Source organism: Fodinibacter luteus (genome assembly GCF_039541575.1).
Taxonomy (GTDB): Bacteria; Actinomycetota; Actinomycetes; order Actinomycetales; family Dermatophilaceae; genus Fodinibacter; species Fodinibacter luteus.
The window spans coordinates 89,576-108,743 of sequence record NZ_BAABGM010000004.1; the positions used below are offsets into that span (position 1 = coordinate 89,576).

19 protein-coding genes and 1 tRNA gene are annotated in these 19,168 nt (G+C 71.5%); 4 read left to right on the top strand and 16 right to left on the bottom strand.

Annotation, left to right across the window (positions count from 1 at the left end; genetic code table 11):
• Nucleotides 1-132 precede the first annotated feature (132 nt).
• Genes thrB through ABD899_RS04770 form a run of 6 tightly spaced genes read right to left on the bottom strand, consistent with a single transcriptional unit; the run spans nt 133 to nt 7,057 of the window.
• Nucleotides 133-1,077, bottom strand: a complete 945-nt coding sequence (thrB, locus tag ABD899_RS04745; RefSeq protein ID WP_345202907.1) for a homoserine kinase — start codon at nt 1,075-1,077, stop codon at nt 133-135.
• Nucleotides 1,074-2,177 (bottom strand): threonine synthase, encoded by a 1,104-nt coding sequence (gene thrC, locus ABD899_RS04750; RefSeq protein WP_345202909.1) that lies wholly within the window; start codon nt 2,175-2,177, stop codon nt 1,074-1,076. The genes thrB and thrC overlap by 4 nt, the downstream gene beginning before the upstream one ends.
• A 3-nt stretch (nt 2,178-2,180) precedes the next feature.
• Nucleotides 2,181-3,497 carry a homoserine dehydrogenase gene (locus ABD899_RS04755; RefSeq protein WP_345203009.1) on the bottom strand — a complete coding sequence of 439 codons (1,317 nt, stop codon included), beginning with the start codon at nt 3,495-3,497 and terminating at the stop codon, nt 2,181-2,183.
• Between the two features lie 29 nt (nt 3,498-3,526).
• Nucleotides 3,527-4,960, bottom strand: a complete 1,434-nt coding sequence (lysA, locus tag ABD899_RS04760) for a diaminopimelate decarboxylase (RefSeq protein WP_345202911.1) — start codon at nt 4,958-4,960, stop codon at nt 3,527-3,529.
• Nucleotides 4,961-4,971: 11 nt separating this feature from the next.
• Nucleotides 4,972-6,618 carry an arginine--tRNA ligase gene (locus tag ABD899_RS04765; protein WP_345202914.1) on the bottom strand — a complete coding sequence of 549 codons (1,647 nt, stop codon included), beginning with the start codon at nt 6,616-6,618 and terminating at the stop codon, nt 4,972-4,974.
• A 10-nt stretch (nt 6,619-6,628) separates the two neighbouring features.
• Nucleotides 6,629-7,057, bottom strand: a complete 429-nt coding sequence (locus ABD899_RS04770; RefSeq protein ID WP_345202917.1) for a response regulator — start codon at nt 7,055-7,057, stop codon at nt 6,629-6,631.
• Between the two features lie 75 nt (nt 7,058-7,132).
• Here ABD899_RS04770 and ABD899_RS04775 point away from each other — a divergent pair.
• Nucleotides 7,133-7,207 (top strand) — tRNA-Arg (locus ABD899_RS04775).
• A gap of 85 nt (nt 7,208-7,292) precedes the next feature.
• On the opposite strand, the gene ABD899_RS04780 is transcribed toward ABD899_RS04775, so the two are convergent.
• From ABD899_RS04780 to ABD899_RS04810, 7 genes are all read right to left on the bottom strand, one after another.
• Nucleotides 7,293-7,517, bottom strand: a complete 225-nt coding sequence (locus ABD899_RS04780; protein WP_345203011.1) for a zinc-binding dehydrogenase — start codon at nt 7,515-7,517, stop codon at nt 7,293-7,295.
• 148 nt (nt 7,518-7,665) lie between these two features.
• The gene (locus ABD899_RS04785) at nt 7,666-8,490 is read right to left on the bottom strand and encodes an ABC transporter permease (RefSeq protein WP_345202920.1); all 825 of its coding nucleotides are present in this window, start codon (nt 8,488-8,490) and stop codon (nt 7,666-7,668) included.
• Nucleotides 8,487-8,822: a hypothetical protein gene (locus ABD899_RS04790; RefSeq protein WP_345203014.1), complete on the bottom strand. Its 336-nt coding sequence runs from the start codon at nt 8,820-8,822 to the stop codon at nt 8,487-8,489. The genes ABD899_RS04785 and ABD899_RS04790 overlap by 4 nt, the downstream gene beginning before the upstream one ends.
• The gene (locus tag ABD899_RS04795) at nt 8,771-9,061 is read right to left on the bottom strand and encodes an ATP-binding cassette domain-containing protein (protein ID WP_345202923.1); all 291 of its coding nucleotides are present in this window, start codon (nt 9,059-9,061) and stop codon (nt 8,771-8,773) included. The genes ABD899_RS04790 and ABD899_RS04795 overlap by 52 nt, the downstream gene beginning before the upstream one ends.
• Entirely contained in the window at nt 9,058-9,810 is a 753-nt protein-coding gene (locus ABD899_RS04800; RefSeq protein WP_345202925.1) for a DUF4386 domain-containing protein, read from the bottom strand. Before ABD899_RS04800 ends, ABD899_RS04795 begins: the two co-directional genes overlap by 4 nt.
• Nucleotides 9,811-9,854: 44 nt before the next feature.
• Nucleotides 9,855-10,088 carry a hypothetical protein gene (locus ABD899_RS04805; RefSeq protein ID WP_345202927.1) on the bottom strand — a complete coding sequence of 78 codons (234 nt, stop codon included), beginning with the start codon at nt 10,086-10,088 and terminating at the stop codon, nt 9,855-9,857.
• Nucleotides 10,089-10,255: 167 nt separating this feature from the next.
• Complete coding sequence (locus tag ABD899_RS04810; protein ID WP_345202929.1) at nt 10,256-13,021, bottom strand: winged helix-turn-helix domain-containing protein; 2,766 nt, start codon at nt 13,019-13,021, stop codon at nt 10,256-10,258.
• A gap of 182 nt (nt 13,022-13,203) precedes the next feature.
• Here ABD899_RS04810 and ABD899_RS04815 point away from each other — a divergent pair, with 182 nt between their 5' ends.
• The 3 genes from ABD899_RS04815 (at nt 13,204) to ABD899_RS04825 (ending at nt 16,394) form a co-directional block, all read left to right on the top strand.
• Nucleotides 13,204-14,157 (top strand): NAD(P)/FAD-dependent oxidoreductase, encoded by a 954-nt coding sequence (locus ABD899_RS04815; RefSeq protein ID WP_345202931.1) that lies wholly within the window; start codon nt 13,204-13,206, stop codon nt 14,155-14,157.
• Between the two features lie 90 nt (nt 14,158-14,247).
• Nucleotides 14,248-15,561: an MFS transporter gene (locus ABD899_RS04820; protein WP_345202934.1), complete on the top strand. Its 1,314-nt coding sequence runs from the start codon at nt 14,248-14,250 to the stop codon at nt 15,559-15,561.
• A gap of 101 nt (nt 15,562-15,662) precedes the next feature.
• Nucleotides 15,663-16,394, top strand: coding sequence for a VOC family protein (locus tag ABD899_RS04825; RefSeq protein ID WP_345202937.1), 732 nt, complete (start codon nt 15,663-15,665; stop codon nt 16,392-16,394).
• Nucleotides 16,395-16,643: 249 nt separating this feature from the next.
• On the opposite strand, the gene ABD899_RS04830 is transcribed toward ABD899_RS04825, so the two are convergent.
• From ABD899_RS04830 to ABD899_RS04840, 3 genes are all read right to left on the bottom strand, one after another.
• Nucleotides 16,644-17,036 (bottom strand): SCP2 sterol-binding domain-containing protein, encoded by a 393-nt coding sequence (locus ABD899_RS04830; protein WP_345202939.1) that lies wholly within the window; start codon nt 17,034-17,036, stop codon nt 16,644-16,646.
• 559 nt (nt 17,037-17,595) lie between these two features.
• On the bottom strand, nt 17,596-18,513 hold the full coding sequence (locus tag ABD899_RS04835) for a hypothetical protein (protein ID WP_345202941.1): 918 nt from the start codon (nt 18,511-18,513) through the stop codon (nt 17,596-17,598).
• Nucleotides 18,510-19,046 carry a SigE family RNA polymerase sigma factor gene (locus ABD899_RS04840; protein ID WP_345202944.1) on the bottom strand — a complete coding sequence of 179 codons (537 nt, stop codon included), beginning with the start codon at nt 19,044-19,046 and terminating at the stop codon, nt 18,510-18,512. The genes ABD899_RS04835 and ABD899_RS04840 overlap by 4 nt, the downstream gene beginning before the upstream one ends.
• Between the last annotated feature and the right edge of the window lie 122 nt (nt 19,047-19,168).

Sequence of the window (19,168 nt, forward strand, 5' to 3'; positions counted from 1 at the left end):
CGCGGCAGGCAACGGGACGACTACCCCGGCATCGACTGCGGTCGCGGACCCAGAGTAGCACCGCGCGCTGAGCGGGCCGTCGACCGCCGCGCCGCGGGAGGACGGGCCGACCGGGACCGGCCGGGTCGCGGCTCAGCCGCGCGAGAGCACCGCGACGCACGCCCCGCGCTCGGGGATGCCGGGCGTCAGCACCCGCCAGCCGTCGCCGCCGTGGGTGCGCACCGCGGGGACGTGCTCGCGCAGGGCGAGGACGAGCACGGACGGCCCGGCCCCGGAGATGACCGCGGCGTGCCCCTCGTGGCGCAGCCGGTCGACGAGACCCATCGACGCGGGGTACGAGGACCGGCGGGCCTCCTGGTGGAGCCAGTCGCGGGTCGCGGCGAGCAGGTGCTGCGGGGCCGCCCCGACGGCGTGCGCGAGCAGCGCCGCCCGCGCGGAGTTCGCCGCGGCATCCGCGAGGCGCACCTGCTGGGGCAGCACGGAGCGGGCCTTGGCCGTCGACAGCTGGACGTCGGGCGCGAAGACGACCGGCTCGAGGTCGGGGTGGACGGGCAGGTGCACCGTCGTCGTCGTCTGGTCGTCGTCGGACCACGACAGGGTGCAGCCGCCGTGCACGCTCGCGGAGGCGTTGTCCGGGTGGCCCTCGAGGCGCGAGGCGAGGTCGTTCGCGAAGCCGAGGTCGACGGCCTCGCCCGAGGCGCCGCGCGAGACGTCGTGCAGCGCCTGGGCGGCGACGATGCCGGTGACGATGGCCGTCGCGGAGGAGCCCATCCCCCTCCCGTGCGGCACGGAGTTGGTGCACTCGAGCCGCAGCCCCGCGGGCGGCTCGACCCCGAGCTCGGCCCAGGCGACCTGCATGGCGCGGTGCACGAGGTGGGTGCCGTCGAGCGGCACGGTGCCGGCCCCCTCACCGTCCACGGTCACGACGAGCCCGGGGGCCGTCGTGACGCTCGCCCGGCAGGTGTCCCAGACGCCGAGAGCGCAGCCGACCGAGTCGAAGCCCGGCCCGAGGTTGGCGCTGCTCGCGGGGACGCGCACCTCGACGGCGACCCCGGGCCGCAGCCGCTCGGTGCTCACCCGTCGAGGCCCAGGGCCGCCGCGACGCTGAACGCGTCGACCGGGACGCGCACCGGCCGGACCTCCTCGCCGTCGGGCGTGCGCAGCGCCCACTGGGGGTCCTTGAGCCCGTGCCCGGTCACCGTGCAGACGACGGTGGCGTCGCGCGGCAGGATGCCGGCCCGGTGGGCCTTGAGCAGGCCGGCGATGCTCGCCGCCGAGCCGGGCTCGACGAAGACCCCCTCGGTCGCGGACAGGACCCGGTGGCCCTCGAGGATCTCCTCGTCGGTGACGGCCTCGATCCGGCCGCCGGACTCGTCGCGTGCAGCCTCGGCCTGCGCCCAGGACGCGGGGTTCCCGATCCGGATGGCGGTGGCGATGGTCTCCGGGTCGTCCACCGGGTGGCCGAGCACGATGGGGGCGGCGCCGGCGGCCTGGAAGCCCCACATCCGGGGTCGCCGGGTGGCGACGGGGTCGAGCACCGCACCGTTGACACCGGGCGTGGGTGTGGCGTACTCGCCGTAGCCCCGCCAGTAGGCCGTGATGTTGCCGGCGTTTCCGACCGGGAGGATGTGGATGTCGGGGGCGTCGCCGAGGGCGTCGACGACCTCGAACGCGGCCGTCTTCTGGCCCTCGATCCGGGCCGGGTTGACCGAGTTGACGAGCTCGACGGGGTAGGCCTCGGCGAGCTTGCGGGCCACCGTGAGGCAGTCGTCGAAGTTGCCCTCGACCTGGATGAGTGTGGCGCCGTGCGCGACGGCCTGGCTCAGCTTGCCCATCGAGATCTTGCCCTCGGGGACGAGGACGGCGCAGGTCATCCCGGCCTTGGTCGCGTAGGCGGCCGCGCTCGCGCTCGTGTTGCCCGTGCTCGCGCAGATGACGGCCTTCGCCCCGTGCAGCTTCGCCATCGAGATCGCGGTGGTCATGCCGCGGTCCTTGAACGAGGCGGTGGGGTTCAGGCCCTCGAACTTGACGAGGATGTTGGCCCCGGTCAGCTCCGACAGGTTCTCGCACGGGATGAGCGGGGTGCCGCCCTCCTGGAGCGTCACGACCGGGGCGCCCTGCAGCATCGGCAGGCGCTCGGCGTACTCGCGGATGACTCCACGCCACAGGTGAGCCACGGCTCAGGCCCCTTCCACGCGCAGGACGGACGCGACGTCGTCGACGGACTCGAGCTCGGCGAGCGCGTCGACGGTCGCGGCGAGCGCGGCATCCGACGCGGCGTGGGTGACGACGATGAGCTTGGCCCGCTCCCCCTCCCCGGGAGCCGCCTGCTGCCGCACCGTCTCGATCGAGACGTCGTGGGCCGCGAAGGCCGTGGCGACCTGGGCGAGGACACCCGGCCGGTCGGCGACGTCGAGGCTGATGTGGTACCTCGTGCGGGACCGACCCATCTCGACGACGGGCAGGTCGGCGTAGGCCGACTCCCCCGGCCCGCGACCACCGGCCACGCGGTGCCGGGCCACGGCGACGACGTCGCCGAGCACGGCGGATGCCGTCGGGTCGCCCCCCGCTCCTCGGCCGTAGAACATGAGCGGGCCGGCGGCGCTCGCCTCGACGAAGACCGCGTTGAAGGCGTCGCGCACGCTCGCGAGCGGGTGGCTGCGCGGGATCATCGCCGGGTGCACGCGCACGCTCACGGCATCCCCGCCGTCCGGCCCCGTGACGCGCTCGCAGATCGCGAGCAGCTTGACGACGCAGTCCATGTCGCGGGCGGCCTGGATGTCGCCCGCCGTGACCTCGGTGATGCCCTCGCGGTAGACGTCGCCCGAGGACACCCGGGTGTGGAAGGCGAGGCTGGCGAGGATCGCGGCCTTGGCCGCCGCGTCGAAGCCCTCGACGTCGGCGGTCGGGTCGGCCTCGGCGTAGCCGAGCGCCTGCGCCTGCTCGACGGTCTCGGCGAAGCCGGCGCCGCTCGTGTCCATCCGGTCGAGGACGAAGTTCGTCGTGCCGTTGACGATCCCCAGCACCCGGCGCACGTCGTCGCCGGCGAGGGACTCCCGGATCGGTCGCAGGATCGGGATCGCCCCTGCGACCGCGGCCTCGTAGTAGAGGTCGACGTCGGCGGCGTCGGCGGCGGCGTACAGCGTCGGGCCGTCCTCGGCGAGCAGGGCCTTGTTCGCCGACACGACGGAGGCGCCGTGCGCCATCGCGCGCAGGATGAGCTCGCGCGCGGGGTCGATGCCGCCGATGACCTCGATGACGATGTCGGCGCGCTCGACGAGCCCGTCGGCATCCGCCGTGAACAGCGTCGGGTCGACGGGGACGTCGGGGCGGGGGCGCTGGGGGCGCCGCACCGCGATGCCGACGAGCTGCAGGGGTGCGCCGACGCGGGCGGCGAGGTCGTCGGCGTGGTCGACGAGCTGCCGCGCGACGGCCGAGCCCACGACGCCGCAGCCGAGCAGGGCGACGCGCAGGGGGGCACCGGGTTCGTGCGCCATGGTGGGGTCCATCTCCTCGCTGTCGGTCCTCACGCGTCCGCCACGTCGAGGGCGAGCAGGTCATCGATGGTCTCACGACGCACGAGCACGCGGGACCGCCCCCCACGGACGGCGACGACCGGGGGGCGGGGCGTGTGGTTGTACTGGCTGGACAGGCTCCGGCAGTAGGCGCCGGTGCCCGGGACGGCGATGAGGTCGCCGGGCTCGAGGTCGGCCGGGAGGTACTCGTCGAGGACGACGATGTCGCCGCTCTCGCAGTGCCGGCCGACGACGCGCGACAGCCGCGGACCGGCCTGCGAGCGGCGGCTCGCGAGGGTGCACGAGTAGTCGGCCTCGTAGAGGGCCGGGCGGGCGTTGTCGCTCATGCCCCCGTCGACCGAGACGTAGGTGCGGGCGTGCCCGCCCCCGAGCTCGACGTCCTTGACCGTGCCCACCTCGTAGAGGGTGAAGGTGCTCGGCCCGACGATCGCCCGGCCGGGTTCGATCGACACCCGGGGCATCCGTGTCGCGTCTCCGACGGCCGCGAGCTCGCGGCCGACGATGGCGGCCATCTCCTGCGCCAGGGTGGCCGTGGGCAACGGGGTGTGCTGCGAGGTGTAGGCGATGCCGTAGCCGCCGCCGAGGTCGATCTCCGGGCAGTGGTGGCCGTGCTCGTCGGCGAGCCGCGCGTGGAGCCCGACGAGCCGGTGCGCCGCCGTCTCGAAGCCGCCCGTGTCGAAGATCTGGCTGCCGATGTGGCTGTGCAGCCCGCGCAGGGCGAGCACGTCGGGCCGCTCGAGGATGCGCCGGGCCGCCTCGAGCGCGTGGCCCCCGGCGAGGGAGAAGCCGAACTTCTGGTCCTCGTGGCCGGTGGCGATGAACTCGTGCGTGTGCGCCTCGACGCCGACCGTGACCCGCACCATGACGGGGGCCACGACCCCGAGCTCGGCGGCGACGGCGGCGATCCGGTCGATCTCCTGCAGGGAGTCGACGACGATGCGGCCGACGCCGTAGGCGAGTGCCTGGCGGATCTCCGCGACGGTCTTGTTGTTGCCGTGGAACCCGATCCGCTCGGCGGGGAAGTGCACGCGCTGGGCGACGGCGAGCTCACCCCCCGTGCACACGTCGAGGTGGAGGCCCTCCTCCGCCACCCAGCGCGCGACGGCCGTGCACAGGAAGGCCTTCGCGGCGTAGTAGACGTCGGCGCCCGCCAGTGGCCCGAAGGCGGCCGCGAAGCTGTCGCGGAAGTCGGCTGCGCGAGAGCGAAAGTCGTCCTCGTCGAGGACGTACGCGGCCGTGCCGTGCTCCGCAGCCAGCGTCACGACGTCGACGCCGCCGACCGTGAGCCGGCCCTCCTCGTCGCGGTCGACGGTCCGCGGCCACAGCTGCGGCAGCAGCTCCATGACGTCGGTCGGCTGCGGCAGGTAGATCGGGGGCCCGCCATAGCCCTCGGCGTGGAGGGCCCCGGCCTCGTGTGCACGCATGGGTCAGCCGCTCACATCCGGTCGGGGGCGCCCACGCCGAGCAGGTCGAGGCCATTGGCCAGGACCTGGCGGGTCGCGTCGTTGAGCCACAGCCGGGTGCGGTGCACGTCGGTGACCTCCTCGTCGACGCTCGTCGGGCGCACCCGGCAGGTGTCGTACCACTTGTGGTACCGACCGGCGAGCTCCTCGAGGTAGCGGGCGACGCGGTGCGGCTCGAGCAGGTGCGCCGCCTGCGCGACGACGCGGGGGAAGTCGCCGAGCACCGCGAGCAGGGCCGCCTCGGTCGGGTCGCCGAGCAGCCCGGCGTCGAACCCGTCCTCCCGGCGCACGCCGTCCTCCCCGGCGAGCCGCGCGACGTTCGCGGTGCGCGCATGCGCGTACTGGACGTAGAAGACCGGGTTGTCGTTGGTCTGCCGCCGCAGCTCGTCCCCGTCGAGCGAGAGCGGGCTGTCGGCCGGGTAGCGCGCGAGGGAGTACCGCACGGCATCCGAGCCGATCCACTCGATGAGCTCGTCGAGGTAGATGGCGTTGCCGAGCCGCTTGCCCATGCGCTGGCCGGCGATCGAGATGAGCTGGCCGATCTTGACCTCGATGTTGTGCTCGGGGTCGTCGCCCGCGCAGGCCGCGATCGCCTTGAGGCGGTTGATGTAGCCGTGGTGGTCGGCGCCGAGGAGGTAGACCTTCTCGTCGAAGCCGCGGTCCTTCTTGCTGAGGTAGTAGGCCGCGTCGGCCGCGAAGTACGTCGGCTCGCCGTTGGCCCGGACGAGGACGCGGTCCTTGTCGTCGCCGAAGTCGGTCGTGCGCAGCCACACCGCACCCTCGGCGTCGAAGACGTGACCCTGCGCCCGAAGCCGCTCGACCGCTCGCTCGACGGCGCCGCCCTCGTGCAGCCCGCGCTCGGAGAACCACACGTCGAAGTGCACGCCGAACCGGTCGAGCGTGCGCCGGATGGCGCCCAGCTGCGCGACGTAGCCGAGGTCACGCGCCACCACGAGCGCCTCGTCGGGGTCGAGGTCGAGGAGGTCCGGGCGCTGCGCCAGCACCTCCGCCGCCCGGTCGGCGACGTAGGCGCCCGGGTAGCCGTCGTCCGCCGGCTCCCGGCCGGCGGCCCGGGCGAGCACCGACGCGCCGAACTTGTCCATCTGCGCACCGGCGTCGTTGATGTAGTACTCGGCCGCGACGGTGGCGCCGGCCGCCGCGAGGAGCCGACGCATCGCGTCGCCGAGCGCCGCCCACCGGGTGTGGCCGATGTGGATCGGGCCGGTCGGGTTCGCCGAGATGAACTCGAGGTTGACGACCCGTCCGGCCTCGGAGCTCCCGTGCCCGTACGACGGCCCGGCCTCCACGAGGGTGCGTGCGAGCTCGCCCGCGCTCGCGGCATCCAGGGTGATGTTGAGGAAGCCGGGACCGGCCACGTCGACGCTGCCCACGCCCTCGACGGCGGCGAGGTGGGTGGCCAGGGCCGTGGCCAGCTCGCGCGGCGGGACGCCGGCCCCCTTCGCGAGCTGGAGGGCGACGTTCGTGGACCAGTCCCCGTGGTCGCGGTTGCGTGGGCGCTCGACCCGGACCTCGTCGGGGACGGCGACGGTGACGTCGCCGGCGGCGACGGCCGCCTGGAGGGCACCACGGATCGCGGCCGCGAGCTGTTCGGGGGTCACCCGCCCGATCCTATCGACGCGGCTGGGTGCCCCTGCCGTCCTCCGCCAGCCGTGAGACGGCCTCAACGAGCTCGTCCGGGTCGAAGGGCTTGGACACGAACGCGTCGAACCCGGCGTCCGTGGCGCCGGGTGCGTCGTGGTGCATGACGGATGCCGTGACGAGCACGACGGGGACGGGGTCGAGGCGCGGGTGCGCGCGGATCGCGGCGATCGCCCACCAGCCGTCGTAGGGGGCCATCTCGGAGTCGAGGACGATGACGGCCGGGCGCTGCGCCACGGGGTCGATGAGGCGGGCCATGGCCTCGTGGCCGTCGGCCGCCTCCTCGACCCGGAAGCCCGCCAGCTCGAGGTTGATCCGCAGGAGGCGCCGGATCGGCTCGGTGTCGTCGCACACGAGGACGAGCGGGGCGAGACCCTCGGTCCCGGTCCCGGATTGCATGCGACCAACAGTAGGCTGCTACCCTCGCGGGGCGCTCGGAATCTCTTCCAGAGGCTCCCGGCGCGGGCCCGACCGGCCCCCGTAGCTCAGGGGATAGAGCACCGCCCTCCGGAGGCGGGAGCGTAGGTTCGAATCCTACCGGGGGCACCACCCAAACGCCCGCTGACCTGCCAGGATGCAGTCTGCGGGCGTTGCGCGTGCGCCAAGCGTGCGATGGGGACACAGCGTCTTCGAGTCATGCCGTCGTAACCACGACCTTGCCGCTCGTGTGCTCGGTCTCCATGTAGCGGATGGCGTGGGCGGCATCCTCGAGGCGGAACCTCCGGTCGATCACCGGCCTGACCCGCTGAGCCGCGACGAGCTCGGCAACCCGCTCGAGCGCCTCCGCGTCGGGCACGGCCTGGGGGACGACCACGCGGACCCCGCGCAGGCCTGCGTAGAGCTGCGCCCAGATGAGCAGCCTGAGCGGGCCTGAGAGGGAGTAGGGATGGTGCTGACCGTGAGGATGTCGGGTGAGCCGTAGCGGCGCTGAAGGAGCGCGCGGGTCGTGTGGCGGGCGAGACCCTCATCGTGGAGTGAGCGGTGGTGGGCGTCTGCTGGGGTCATGCCTACTTCACCTCCGAGCGCCGGAGCGTGACCACGGCGACGACGAGCGGCAGGACGAGCCACACGGCGGTCGTCACCGCGAGCTGGGACCACTGCTCCCCGGAGAGCCCACCGTTCAGGAGTGCGTCCTGGTTGAACTTGGGGTCCATCCACGGACGCAGGTCACGGAACCACTCCTGGTTGAACGCGAGGAACGCGAGCAGGCCGGGGGCGACGAAGGCGTAGACCATGTAGGCGACGACGGCGCCGGCGCTGCTGCGGATGAGTGCGCCGAGGGTGAACCCGACCAGCATGAGCGAGATGCTGCCCAGCACGAAGTAGCCGACGTCGGCGAGGTCCTGGTCCCAGACCGGGGTGAGGCCGGCCAGGGCGGCGCCGACAAGGTTGCCGAGCGCACCGACGGTGAAGGCCACCAGGGTGGCGGCCACCGCGACGAGGCAGGCTGAGGCGGCCTTGGCGACCATGACCCGGCCACAGTGCGGCACGAGGGTGAAGGTCGTCAGTCCACTGCGCTGGCTCCACTCGGCCGTGACCGACAGGACCGTGATGATGGCCAGGATGATCGACATCGGCATGCCGATCGCGAGGGTGAACTGGCTGTAGCGGAACTCCTCAGTGGGCGCCCAGGCGATGACGGCACCGGTGGTGGCGATTGCGGCCAGGCCGATGCTGGCGAGCAGCCACAGGCCGGAGCGTGTGTCGAAGGACTTGCGCAGCTCGACCGCGACGATGCGGGTCAGGGGGATGCGTGGGCTGGCTCCGTTGGTCGTGGTGGCGTGGGGGCGGGCCGTGGCACGCGGGGCGACGTCATCCGTGCTGGTGGTCATGCCGCTGCTCCTTGCTGGTGAGTGTGGATCGGGCTGTGACCGAAGCCTTCTCGCTGGGTGTCCGCGGTGAGCTCGAGGAAGAGCTCCTCCAGCCCGGCACCGTCAGCGGTCCGCAGCAGGATGAGTGGGATGCCCGCCTCGTGGGCGACGTGACCGACTCGTTCGGGTCCGGCATCCACGCGCAGGGCCCGGTCGCCGTGGTGGACCACGACACCAGCGCTCGTCAGGGCCTGCGCCAGCCGATGCGGATGCCGGGTCCGGACCTGCGTTCCGGTGGAGGTCAGCAGCACCATGGCACCGCGGTCGGCGTGGCCGCGCAACAGGTCGCGCATCGAACGGATCCCCCGACCTCCAGGCCCGGGTTGGACAGGTCCGTGAACCGGCGGCCGACGACGTGCGCCGAGCCGTGGGTCGGTGGGATGAGGCCGACGATGACGCGCATCGTGGTGGACTTGCCCGCCCCGTTGGGGCCGAGGAAGCCGGTGACGCGGCCGGGGGCGGCGGTGAAGGTGATGTCGTCGACGGCCGTGTGGAAGCCGTACCGCTTGGTGACCGCCTCGACCGTGATCATCGCTCGTCGTCCGTTCCGGCGGTGACCGGTGACGGCTTGAAGCCCTTGACCACGAGGTAGATCCCCAAACCGAGCTCCCAGAAGAACTCCGGGACGGCCGACAGGACCTGCCAGGTCCCGTCGAGCTCGATGACGCCGACCATCGCGGCGGCAGCGGACAGGATGAGCAGCGGCCCACCGACCAGCCCCAGGACGGCCAGCTTGCGCGGCACCAGACGGGAGCGGTACATCAGGTAGCCCAGGATCACTCCGTTGCCCACACCGACCACGAAGTTGGGCCCGAGCCCGAACGTCCACTCCTGGACAGTGACGAAGGCGTCGCCGGCGACGGTCAGCCCGGCTGTCGCGCCCGGGTCAGCCGCGGCGTAGGTCTGCCGCAGGGTCACGACCGTGAGCACGCTGAGCACGCCGACGGCGATGAAGACCGACTCCATGATCCGGGCTGCGACGTAGCTCATCGCGAGGCTCTCGTGCTGTCGTTTGAGGACAGGCCACAAGAAGGTGGCGGTGCCGATGTTGGCGATGATCAGCACGGCCTCGAAGACCGCGCCCCAGAGCACTCGGGTGTCCTGACCCGGACCGGTGACGTAGTCGCCGTCGAAGAGTGGCGGGTAGAACGCGACCTTTGCGGCGATCGCCGTGACGTAGGTGACGATGAACAGCCAGCCGACGATGGACGCGGTGGTCCGTAGCGAGTTCCTGGGCACGGGCCCACGTCGGAGTGTGGTGGTGGTCTGGAGGGTGCTCATGGGTTTCTCCTTGTCATGCGGTGGGGCGTACTGGTGGTGGGACGTCAGGAGAGGTCGACCTGCGCGACCGAGATGATCGGCACACCGATGTCCCGCACCTGGTGCAGGACCCCGTGCAGCGCCGCCTGGTCGGCGACCTGACCGCGCAGCACGGTGCTTCCGTCCTCGCCCGGGTCGAGGTCGAAGCCGTCGAACCAGGACGCCCAGCGAGGGTCCAGGCGTGCGTCGAGACGAATCTCGTAGCAGCCGCCCGGCTCGTCCCTGGTGGTCCCGTCCACTGACCGCTCCCTTGTCTCTGCCCACCGGTGGTGGCGGGCTCCGGTTGATGTCCGGAAACGTAGGAGTCGGGGTGATGAGGGCGCGTCATCACAGGTGATGAGCACGGTGATGATTCGCGGATGCCGTCAGGAACCGGCGTGCGGCGGCTCCGCGCGGCGGCGACGCCTCAGAGGCCGAGCTGGTGGGCGCGACGCACCGCGGCGCGTCGGTTGTTGACCCCGAGCTTGGCGTAGATGTGCTGGGTGTGGGTGCGCACCGTGCTCAGCGAGACGCTGAGCCGGCGCGCGATGTCCGGCCCGTCGAGGTCCGACCCGAGCAGCCGCATCACCTCGAGCTCCCGCTCGCTGAGTGGCTCGATGTGCGCGGGGCGCGGATCCTGTGTGCCCGCCAGTCCCTCGTCCCGGCTCCGCGGCGAGCCGCTCCGTCCGCCGCGCGGAGGTGCGCCGGTCGGTGACGGTGGCGCACCGGCGGCCGCGCGCACATCAGCCAGAAAGTGCGAGCTGCCGTCGAGGCGTTCCACCTCGTCGAGGAGGCTGCATAGCCCCTCGGCATCCTCGGCGATGACCCGAACCCACCCCTCGGGCTGAGCCACGGCAAGGGCCACGCGCAGTGACTCCAGAGCCTGTTCGCGGTCCCCGGCGGCGTCGCGGGCCAACGCCGCCAGGACGGCCACCTCGACGGCGGTACCGACCCGCCCACCGGCCTCAGCGGCCTCTCGGAGCCGTTCCAGGAGATCGATCGTGTCGGTGACCGTCGCGGGGTCCCCCGACAGGGCGTGCTCGGCGAGCAGGATCCGCGCGAGGGTGAGCAGCTCGTACTCGTGGACGTACGTGACGTCCACGTGGGGTCTCAGCCCTCGGTGCCCTGCCCACCGTCGCGCTGCGGCGAGGTCGCCGGCACGGACCCGGACGCGCGCGCGGGTCGCGGCCACCGGCCGCACGTTCGGGGAGAAGTCCCCGTTGTAGAGGCGGTCCGCCTCCTCGAGCAGGGCGTCCGCAGCGCGCCAGTCACCTGCTGCTGCCCGCACGTCCGCCATGGCCACCCGCCACCGGTAGGGCTGCTGTGGCAGGCCGGCGCCCTCCCCCAGGTCGGCCGCCCGGTCGAGATGGCGAACCGAGGCGACGGCGTCACCGTACTGCCAGGCGACGCGCCCCAGCGCGACCCACACGTCGGCCGTCCCGCGCACGACGTCGGTCGTGGTCGCGGATCGGGCGAGGTCCAGCGCCTGGCGTGCCAGGCGCTGTGCGTCGCCGAGCCGGCCGAGGGTGAGGGCCAGGTCCACGAGGGTCACGGTGCACCCGAGGACGTCGGCGACGTGCCCGGCTGCCTCCAGGTCCTTGGCTGCTGCCGTGTACGCCTGGTAGGCGGACCGCACGTCGCCAACCGTCCACGACGCCAGTCCCTGCAGCGCACGAGGAGCCGCCAGGGTGAGGCGGTCATCGGTGCCTGCCAGGGCCAGGGCGCTCTCGGCGTTGGAGATGGTGAGGTCGAGGTCACCGGCGACCAGGGCCAGTCCCGCCCTGTGCGTCGCGATCAGGGCAGGCAGCCGTTCCGCCTGTGCCCGGTCGCGCACGACCACGGCATCAGCCGGCGCTGCCAGCACCGCCTCCAGGTCGTCGAGCCGCTTCCCCACCCCAGCGAACGCGTTGCCCGCCATCAACGCCGCGATGAAGACGCTGGCCAGCACCGGCCGCCTTCGCACGACCTCGTCGGGGATGACGTCCATCCAGCCCCTGATCACGCCCTCGCCTCGTTGCCGGCGCAGGGCCGGCGCGGCGAGCTCGACGAGGTCGGCCGCCCGGACCAGGTCACCTGCCGCCACCGAGTGCCGAACCGCCGCATCCATCTCGCCGGCCTGCTCGAACCACGCGCTGGCACGCCCGTGCAACGCGCTCACGTCGATGGACGTCTCGGTGAGCAGCCTCGAACGAAGGACATCCACGAACAGGCGGTGGTACCGGTACCACTGGCGACGGTCATCCAGCGGCACGATGAGCAGGTTCCTCCGCTCCAGCGCGACCAACGTCGACGCGCCGTCGTCCTGGTCGGTCACGGCATCGCAGAGTGGCCCGCTCAGGCGCTCGAGCACCGAGGTCTCGAGCAGGAAGCGGCGCAGTGGGGCAGGTTGCCGGTCGAGCACCTCGTCGGCGAGGTAGTCGACGACGAACCGGTCGTCTCCGGCGAACCCCGCGATGAAGGCCCTCTTGTCGTCGCGGCCGTGAAGCGAGGCTGCCGCGAGCTGCAGGGCGGCGATCCACCCCTCGGTCCGGGACTCGAGGGAAGAAACCTCGCTGGCACTCAGGTCGAGACCGTGGACGTCGTTGAGGTACGCGGCCGCCTCGTCAGCAGTGAAGCGCAGGTCCTTGGCGCGCACCTCGACCAGCTCGCCCCGGGCGCGGAGTCGGGCCAACGGCAGGGCGGGGTCGGCACGGGTGCCGATGACCAGATGAAGCTGCGGCGGCCGGTGGTCGAGCAGGAAGGCCATGTCGTCGCGAAGGGCCGGGTCGTCGACGAGGTGGTAGTCGTCCAGCACGAGGGTGACTTCTCCCGGATGCACGCTCAGCTCGTTGACCAGCGCGACGATGACGCCCTCGAGCGACCCGGTCGCCGAGTCCAGGAGATCCAGTGCTGATGCGGCGGCGCCAGGGCTCGTGCGCTCCACAGCGTGCAGCACGTGGGACCAGAACCGGCGCGGGTCGCGGTCACCTTCGTCGAGCGACACCCAGGCCGTCGCACGCCCACTGCGCTCCTGCTCGGGCGGCGACGCGAGCTGCGCCAGGAGCGTCGTCTTCCCGAAACCCGCTGGAGCCGACACCACGGTCAGGGCAGAGGTGGAGGCACGCTCGACGATGACGGTGAGGCGACGGCGCGGGACCAGCTCCTGGTGACGCTGCGGAACGAGAAACTTGGTCTCCACCACGGGGTCACCCATCGGCGGCTCCCTTCGGTCAGACCGTTCAGTTGGAGCGTAGAGGAGTGACGCCTCGTGCGTCTGCCTGCCCCGGCCTGGGCTGGTCGACAGCTCCTCGTCGTCAGGCCGCCCGATCCACCGTGCGGTTCCCGGTATCGGCAACAACCTTGCCGGCGGCCCCCATGCACCGCGACTCTCGTCCCATGAACGACTACGACGTGGTGGTGATCGGCGGAGGCGCCGCAGGCCTGTCCGCTGCCCTGGTCCTGACCCGCGCCCTGCGACAGGTTGGCGTTGTCGACGCCGGGCAGCCTCGAAACGCGCCCGCCGCTCACATGCAGGGCTTCCTGGGCAGCGACGGGATGGCTCCTCGGGAGCTGTTGGCCAGGGGTCGCACCGAGGTCGCCGGCTACGGCGGCCACCTGGTGTCCGGTCGCGTCGACGCCATCACGCCGCACCCTGCCCATCCGGATGCCGGGCTGATGAGTTTCGACATCCGGCTCGACGACGGGTCCGCGATGAGGAGCCGTCGCGTGCTGGTCACCACTGGGCTGCGCGACGACGTGCCGGACCTGCCGGGCGTGCGCGAACGATGGGGTCGAGACCTGCTCCACTGCCCGTACTGCCACGGCCACGAGGTCCGAGATCAGCCCCTCGGCGTCCTCGGCGGTCCGCCGGAAGCGCTCGCCCATGCCCACCTCATCCGGCAGTGGTCCCACGACGTCGTCTACTTCACCACCGGGCAGCCCCTGACGACCACGCAGCGAGAACAGCTCGCCGCCCGTGCCATCGGCGTCGTGGACGGCCCCGTCGCCCGCCTCGTCGTCGAGGAGGACCGCCTCACCGGGGTCGAGCTGGCAACCGGTCAGGTGGTTCCCCGAACCGCCGTGTTCGTCCGGCCCCGCTTCGTCCCCAACGACACACTGCTCACCGACCTCGGCTGCGCGACCCACGACAACGGCTGGGTGGCCGTCGACGCCACCGGGCGCACCAGCATCCCCGGGATCTGGGCAGCCGGCAACGCGGTCAACCCACGCGCCCAGGTCATCACGGCAGCAGGCGAAGGCTCGGCCGCCGCCATCGCCATCAACAACGACCTCGTCGACGAAGACCTCCCGCTCGCCGTCACGAGCTTCAGGCTCGGACTCCCCCTCTGAGCCTCATCCCGCCCACAGCCAACCGGGAACTGGCGGCGTCCGGCGCCGCTCTCGTCCATTGGCACCACGCGCCGCCAGCTGGATGCTGGTATGCAGCCAGTTCCAACCGAGGACGAGGCGGGCGGCATGCAAGCACCTGATCCTGACTCGCCACGTCGAGGCGTCGGCCTGACGCCGCTCGAGCCACCGCGGGTGGGGCGGCGCTTCGTCACGCTTTACGCCCTGTCCTCCGCGGGCGGGTCCCTGCTCTTCCTCGGCCCGCTGTTGGTGTCGCTGGCACTCAAGGTCAACGACCTGGTCGGCATCCAAGACGCACCCGAGAACCTTGCTCTGGTCACCGGTGCCGGCTCGTTGCTCGCCATCGTGAGCAACCCGCTGTTCGGCCGCCTGAGCGACCGCACCACCTCGCGGCTGGGCATGCGGCGCCCGTGGATGATCGTCGGGCTGGTCGGCGGGGCGGTGGGAACCCTCACGGTCGCGCTCGCTCCCAGCATCGGGACCGTGCTCGTCGGCTGGTGCATCGCACAGGTGTTCCTCAACGCCCTGCTCGCCGCCCAGATGGCCATCCTGCCCGACCAGGTGCCCACGGTGCAGCGCGGCCTGGTCTCCGGAATCCTGGGCGTCTGCCTCCCAGCGGCCTCGGTGGCCGCCACCTACCTGGTCCAGGCCTTCGAGGGACGCCAGCTGATGATGTTCCTCGCGCCGCTGCTGGTCGGCGGCGTGCTCGTCGGCATCTTCACCACCTCCCTCCACGACCGCCGGCTCGACGCGGTCGACAAGCCGCCGTGGTCGCTGAAGCAGCTGGTCGGGACGTTCTACGTCAGCCCCCGCGCCAACCCCGACTTCGCGTGGGCCTTCACCAGTCGGTTCATGCTGGTCATGGCGTACGCCTTCCTGGTCACGTACCAGGCCTACTACCTGATCGACGAAGTCGGTGTGCTCGAGGGAGACGTCGCCCACCAGATCTACCTCGGCACGCTGGTGCAGTCCGTGGCCCTGGTCATCGCCTCACCGCTCACCGGCCGACTGTCCGATCGACTGCAGCGACGAAAGATCTTCGTCATCGCCGCCGCGGTGATCTACGCAGCTGCGCTGTTCGTCATCGCCGGCGCCAGCGGGATCACTGGCTACCTGTTCGGCATGGCCGTCGGAGGCCTGGGCTTCGGCATGTACATGGCGGTCGACCTCGCCCTCGTCGTCGACGTCCTGCCTGACACCGGCTCGGCCGCAAAGGATCTCGGCGTGATCAACATCGCCGGTGCCCTGCCCTTCGCCCTGGCGCCAGCACTGGCGCCGGCCGTTCTCGCCATCAGCGCCGACAGCTACTCCGTCCTCTACCTCGTGGCCGGCACCTGCGCCCTCCTCGGAGCCTTCGCCGTTGTCCCGATCAGGCGTGTCCGGTAGACGCTCGGGTCGAGAACCGTTGCAGCTCCGACACCTTGCCCGAGTCGTCGGCTCATCGGTGCGGAAGCGCCAGGTAGCCGTCCGCTGCCACAGGAAACCAGGTGCTCGCGCGCCAGGTGCGGTCTAGCGTGGAAAAGGTGCCCACACGTCTCGTTGCCGTTGCCTTCGACGCTCGCGAGCCGAGAGCGGTGGCCCGGTTCTGGGCTGAGCTGCTCGAACGGGATGCTGTGGACGAGCACGACGGCGTGCTGCTTCCGGGGGACGACATGCAGGTCGGGCTGCGTTTCGTGGCGGCGTGCACCCAGAAGGTCGGGCCCAACCGGCTGCACCTGCACCTCGCCAGCGCCAGTCCCGAAGGGCAGCGGGCCACGGTCGAGAAGGCTCTCAGCATCGGCGGACACCACCTCGAGGTCGGCCAGCTGCCCGATGAGGAGCACGTCGTGCTGAGCGATCCCGATGGCAACGAGTTCTGCGTGATCGAGGCTGGCAACGGCTTCCTCGCCGGCTGCGGGCCACTCGGCGAGGTCGCCTGCGACGGTTCTCGAGCGGTCGGGGTCTTCTGGCACCAGGTCCTCGAATGGCCACTGGTGTGGGACCAAGGGCAGGAGACCGCGATCCAGTCGCCGGACGGCGGCACCAAGCTGGCGTGGGGTGGGCCGCCCGTGGCTCCCAAACAGGGGCGGAACCGCCAACGGTTCGACGTGGCCGTCAATGACCTCGAGACCGAGACCGCGAGGCTGACGTCGCTCGGGGCAACCCGACTCGCCGACGTCATCGAGGGCGTCGAGTTCGCCGATCCGGACGGCAACGAGTTCCGCATCATCACAGCCTGAGGCTCGCCGGCCTGACGGCCAACGGCTCGGCGAGACACCGCGGGGCTGGCAGCCTCGCGATCTGCACCCGGGCAGGGCATCCTCATCCGACGGGATGGGTCGGTCAGAGGCGAGCGGTGTGTCAGGCGGTCAGGTTGTTTGCCGCGACCCAACTCATCTGCCCTTGACGACACGGGGTGGACAGGCGGCGGAAGGACTCACCGGGCCAGCCCAACCGATGAGTCGCTCACCGACGCCATGGGCACCCCTTCACAGGCGCCTGTCGACGATCCCGGGGTAGACGGCCTGGCAGGCGTGCAGGAGTGGCTCGAACTTGAGTGCTCGTGACCTCGAGCCCGACACCCTGAGCTTGCGGAAGAGCACGGCTTTGCCGAGCGGCAGCGTGCCCAGCAGCAGTGTGTGCATCGAGTCGGCGCTCAGTTCGGCGGTGAGCGTCGCATCGACCCCGATGGGCTCGAAGGTCGTGGCGACCGGCCGGGTCCTGCCGTCGACCCAGATGTCGGTCGAGGGGTCGTGCAAGCGGAAGTTGATCACCATCTGCTGTGCGACCAGTCCGTCCATCGCGTCGTCGTCGGCGACGTCGTCGAACATCTCGGAGAAGACCGCTCGCAGCTGCTCGGCGTCGGAGTAGGTACGGCCCACATCCGGAACCCTAGGGCCTGACTGTTCACGCAGGGTGCGGAGGCGACGGGTAGCCAACGGACGTCACCGGTACTCCCCGGACCCCGTGCCCTTCCCGGATGTCGGGGAGGGCACGTGGCCCTTCGGCATGGTGGGCGGCGACGTTGCGCTAGTTCGTCTCGTGGTCCCGCAGGCCGAATCCGGGAGAACCGTTGGACCGGTACTGAGCGTGTGGTCCGACCCCATTGACGAGGTCTCGCTCCATCTGGCGGAAGGCCACGAATGCCGGTGAGGGGTCGTGGCCAACCCGCGCTTCGCTGGCGTGGGCCCCCGAGGTGACGGCAGTGAGTACTGCACACGCCACCGCAAGGGTGGCGGGAAATGCTGTTCGGTGAGTCATGGTCGTTGTCCTTTCGAATCATCTGATGGTTCCCGCGGGTCTGTGTCGTGAGCACTCACGGCGCCGGCTGCGAGAGCAGGCTGGAGCTCGCTGCGAGAGCAGGCTGGAGCTCGCTGCGAGGGCAGGGTGGAACGCGCCGCGTGGTGCTGCGGGCGAGGGGTCAGTTGGTCGACGGGCGGTCTACTCGGGGACGAACCTGACGGACTGGCGGACCTGGTCGAGCTGCGTCACCGTCGTGGCCGTGGGGCTGCCCTCCTGGCGTGCTTCCACCACGATGTTCTGACCGTCCACCTCGAGCACCCAGAAGTCGACGACGACCCGACGGCCGGGCTCGAGGGTGGACTCGCCCTCCGTGACCGTAGGGATCAGGTTGCCGTACGTCCCCAAGCCGTCACCGCCCAGGATTCCTGCCAGGACGTACTGGTCCCCGGATGCCGCGCCCTCGCACCGGAGGCTGTCCGCCTGGATCCGGAGGTGGATCGCCTCGCGACCGAAGGCCGGCACCACGGTCGGTCCTTCAGCGACCGTGAACTGCGGGAGGTCGCTGAGGCGACCGACCACACCATTGACCGTGACACCTTGTTCCAGGGCGAGGACCCTTTCGGCGTCGCACTGCTGCGGGCCGGGCACCGCCCTGATCTCGTACACGCTGAGCCCCACCGAGCCGCCGCCGGACTCCTTCCAGACGCGATGCCGGAAACCGTCGGACGCCCAGTCGCTCCACGGCAGGAGCAGCTGAGCGCTGAGCGGCTCGCCTTCGTCGCCGATGCCCAGCCTGACTCGGTGCGTACCAGCTGTGAGGCACTGGCTCGCACCACAGTCCCAGTCCCCGAGCACCCCCCACGTGGGTGCCGAGGCCGTGGTCGTGGGGGTGGGAGGGATCGCAGGCCAGGTCGACGCCCGGTCAGCCCGAGCGAACCCGAACACCCCCATGCCGAGCACGGTGAGCACCGCCGCTGCCGCTCCAGCCTGCAGCGTCGTGCGCCGCAGCCGCCTGAGCTTGCCACGAGCCAAGATGTCGTGCGCGTCCACGGCCGGCGGCTCCAAGCGCTCGGACTCGCACGCCAATGTCGTGCGCAGCTCCTCGTCAAGGTTCATGCCGTCACCTCTCCGGTTGCCCAGGCGTCGACCCCGCGGCGCAAGGACTGCATCGCGTCGTGCCCCTGCGACTTCACCGTGCCGATCGAGCACCCCAGCTCCTGCGCGACCTGCGCCTCGGTGAGATCCTCATAGAACCTCAGGACGACCACGGCGCGTTGTCGTGGCGGCAGCGAGCAGACCAACGGCCACAGCAGGGCGTGCGAGTCGCTGGCGTCCTCGAACGAGGCCCTGACGTGCTCGGGAAGCTCGGGTCGGTTCACCTCGTGGTGCAGGAACGAGCGACGCGACTGCGAGATCGCCGTGTTCGACACGACCCGCCTGACGTAGGCCTCCGGAGCGTCCATCCTCCGGATCCGCCCCCAGCTCACGTAGCTCTTCTCCAACGCAAGCTGCAGCAGGTCCTCGGCACTGTCATGACCTCCGGTGACCAGCCACGCGAACCGGTAGAGCGGCGCCCACCGCGCGGTGACGAAGGCGACGAAGTCCTCGTCGTCGGTCCTCTCCACCACCGGGTCGTGGATCGCGTCCATGCACTATTGAACGCACGCCACCGACGATTTGGTTGGGTCCCACAGGTGAACCCACCAGCGCCCGGCAGGTGGGACGCCAGGGCCCGGCGCTGCCGCAGGGCCGTCGGACGCGGGCAAGCCGG

Bases quoted from the DNA above. Each gene is read 5' to 3' on its own strand.
- ABD899_RS04755 (WP_345203009.1), bottom strand. From the start codon at position 3,497: ATGGCGCACGAACCCGGTGCCCCCCTGCGCGTCGCCCTGCTCGGCTGC.
- lysA (WP_345202911.1), bottom strand. From the start codon at position 4,960: ATGCGTGCACACGAGGCCGGGGCCCTCCACGCCGAGGGCTATGGCGGG.
- ABD899_RS04770 (WP_345202917.1), bottom strand. From the start codon at position 7,057: ATGCAATCCGGGACCGGGACCGAGGGTCTCGCCCCGCTCGTCCTCGTG.
- ABD899_RS04785 (WP_345202920.1), bottom strand. From the start codon at position 8,490: ATGACCACCAGCACGGATGACGTCGCCCCGCGTGCCACGGCCCGCCCC.
- ABD899_RS04790 (WP_345203014.1), bottom strand. From the start codon at position 8,822: ATGCGCGACCTGTTGCGCGGCCACGCCGACCGCGGTGCCATGGTGCTG.
- ABD899_RS04795 (WP_345202923.1), bottom strand. From the start codon at position 9,061: ATGATCACGGTCGAGGCGGTCACCAAGCGGTACGGCTTCCACACGGCC.
- ABD899_RS04800 (WP_345202925.1), bottom strand. From the start codon at position 9,810: ATGAGCACCCTCCAGACCACCACCACACTCCGACGTGGGCCCGTGCCC.
- ABD899_RS04810 (WP_345202929.1), bottom strand. From the start codon at position 13,021: ATGGGTGACCCCGTGGTGGAGACCAAGTTTCTCGTTCCGCAGCGTCAC.
- ABD899_RS04815 (WP_345202931.1), top strand. From the start codon at position 13,204: ATGAACGACTACGACGTGGTGGTGATCGGCGGAGGCGCCGCAGGCCTG.
- ABD899_RS04820 (WP_345202934.1), top strand. From the start codon at position 14,248: ATGCAGCCAGTTCCAACCGAGGACGAGGCGGGCGGCATGCAAGCACCT.
- ABD899_RS04835 (WP_345202941.1), bottom strand. From the start codon at position 18,513: ATGAACCTTGACGAGGAGCTGCGCACGACATTGGCGTGCGAGTCCGAG.
- ABD899_RS04840 (WP_345202944.1), bottom strand. From the start codon at position 19,046: ATGGACGCGATCCACGACCCGGTGGTGGAGAGGACCGACGACGAGGAC.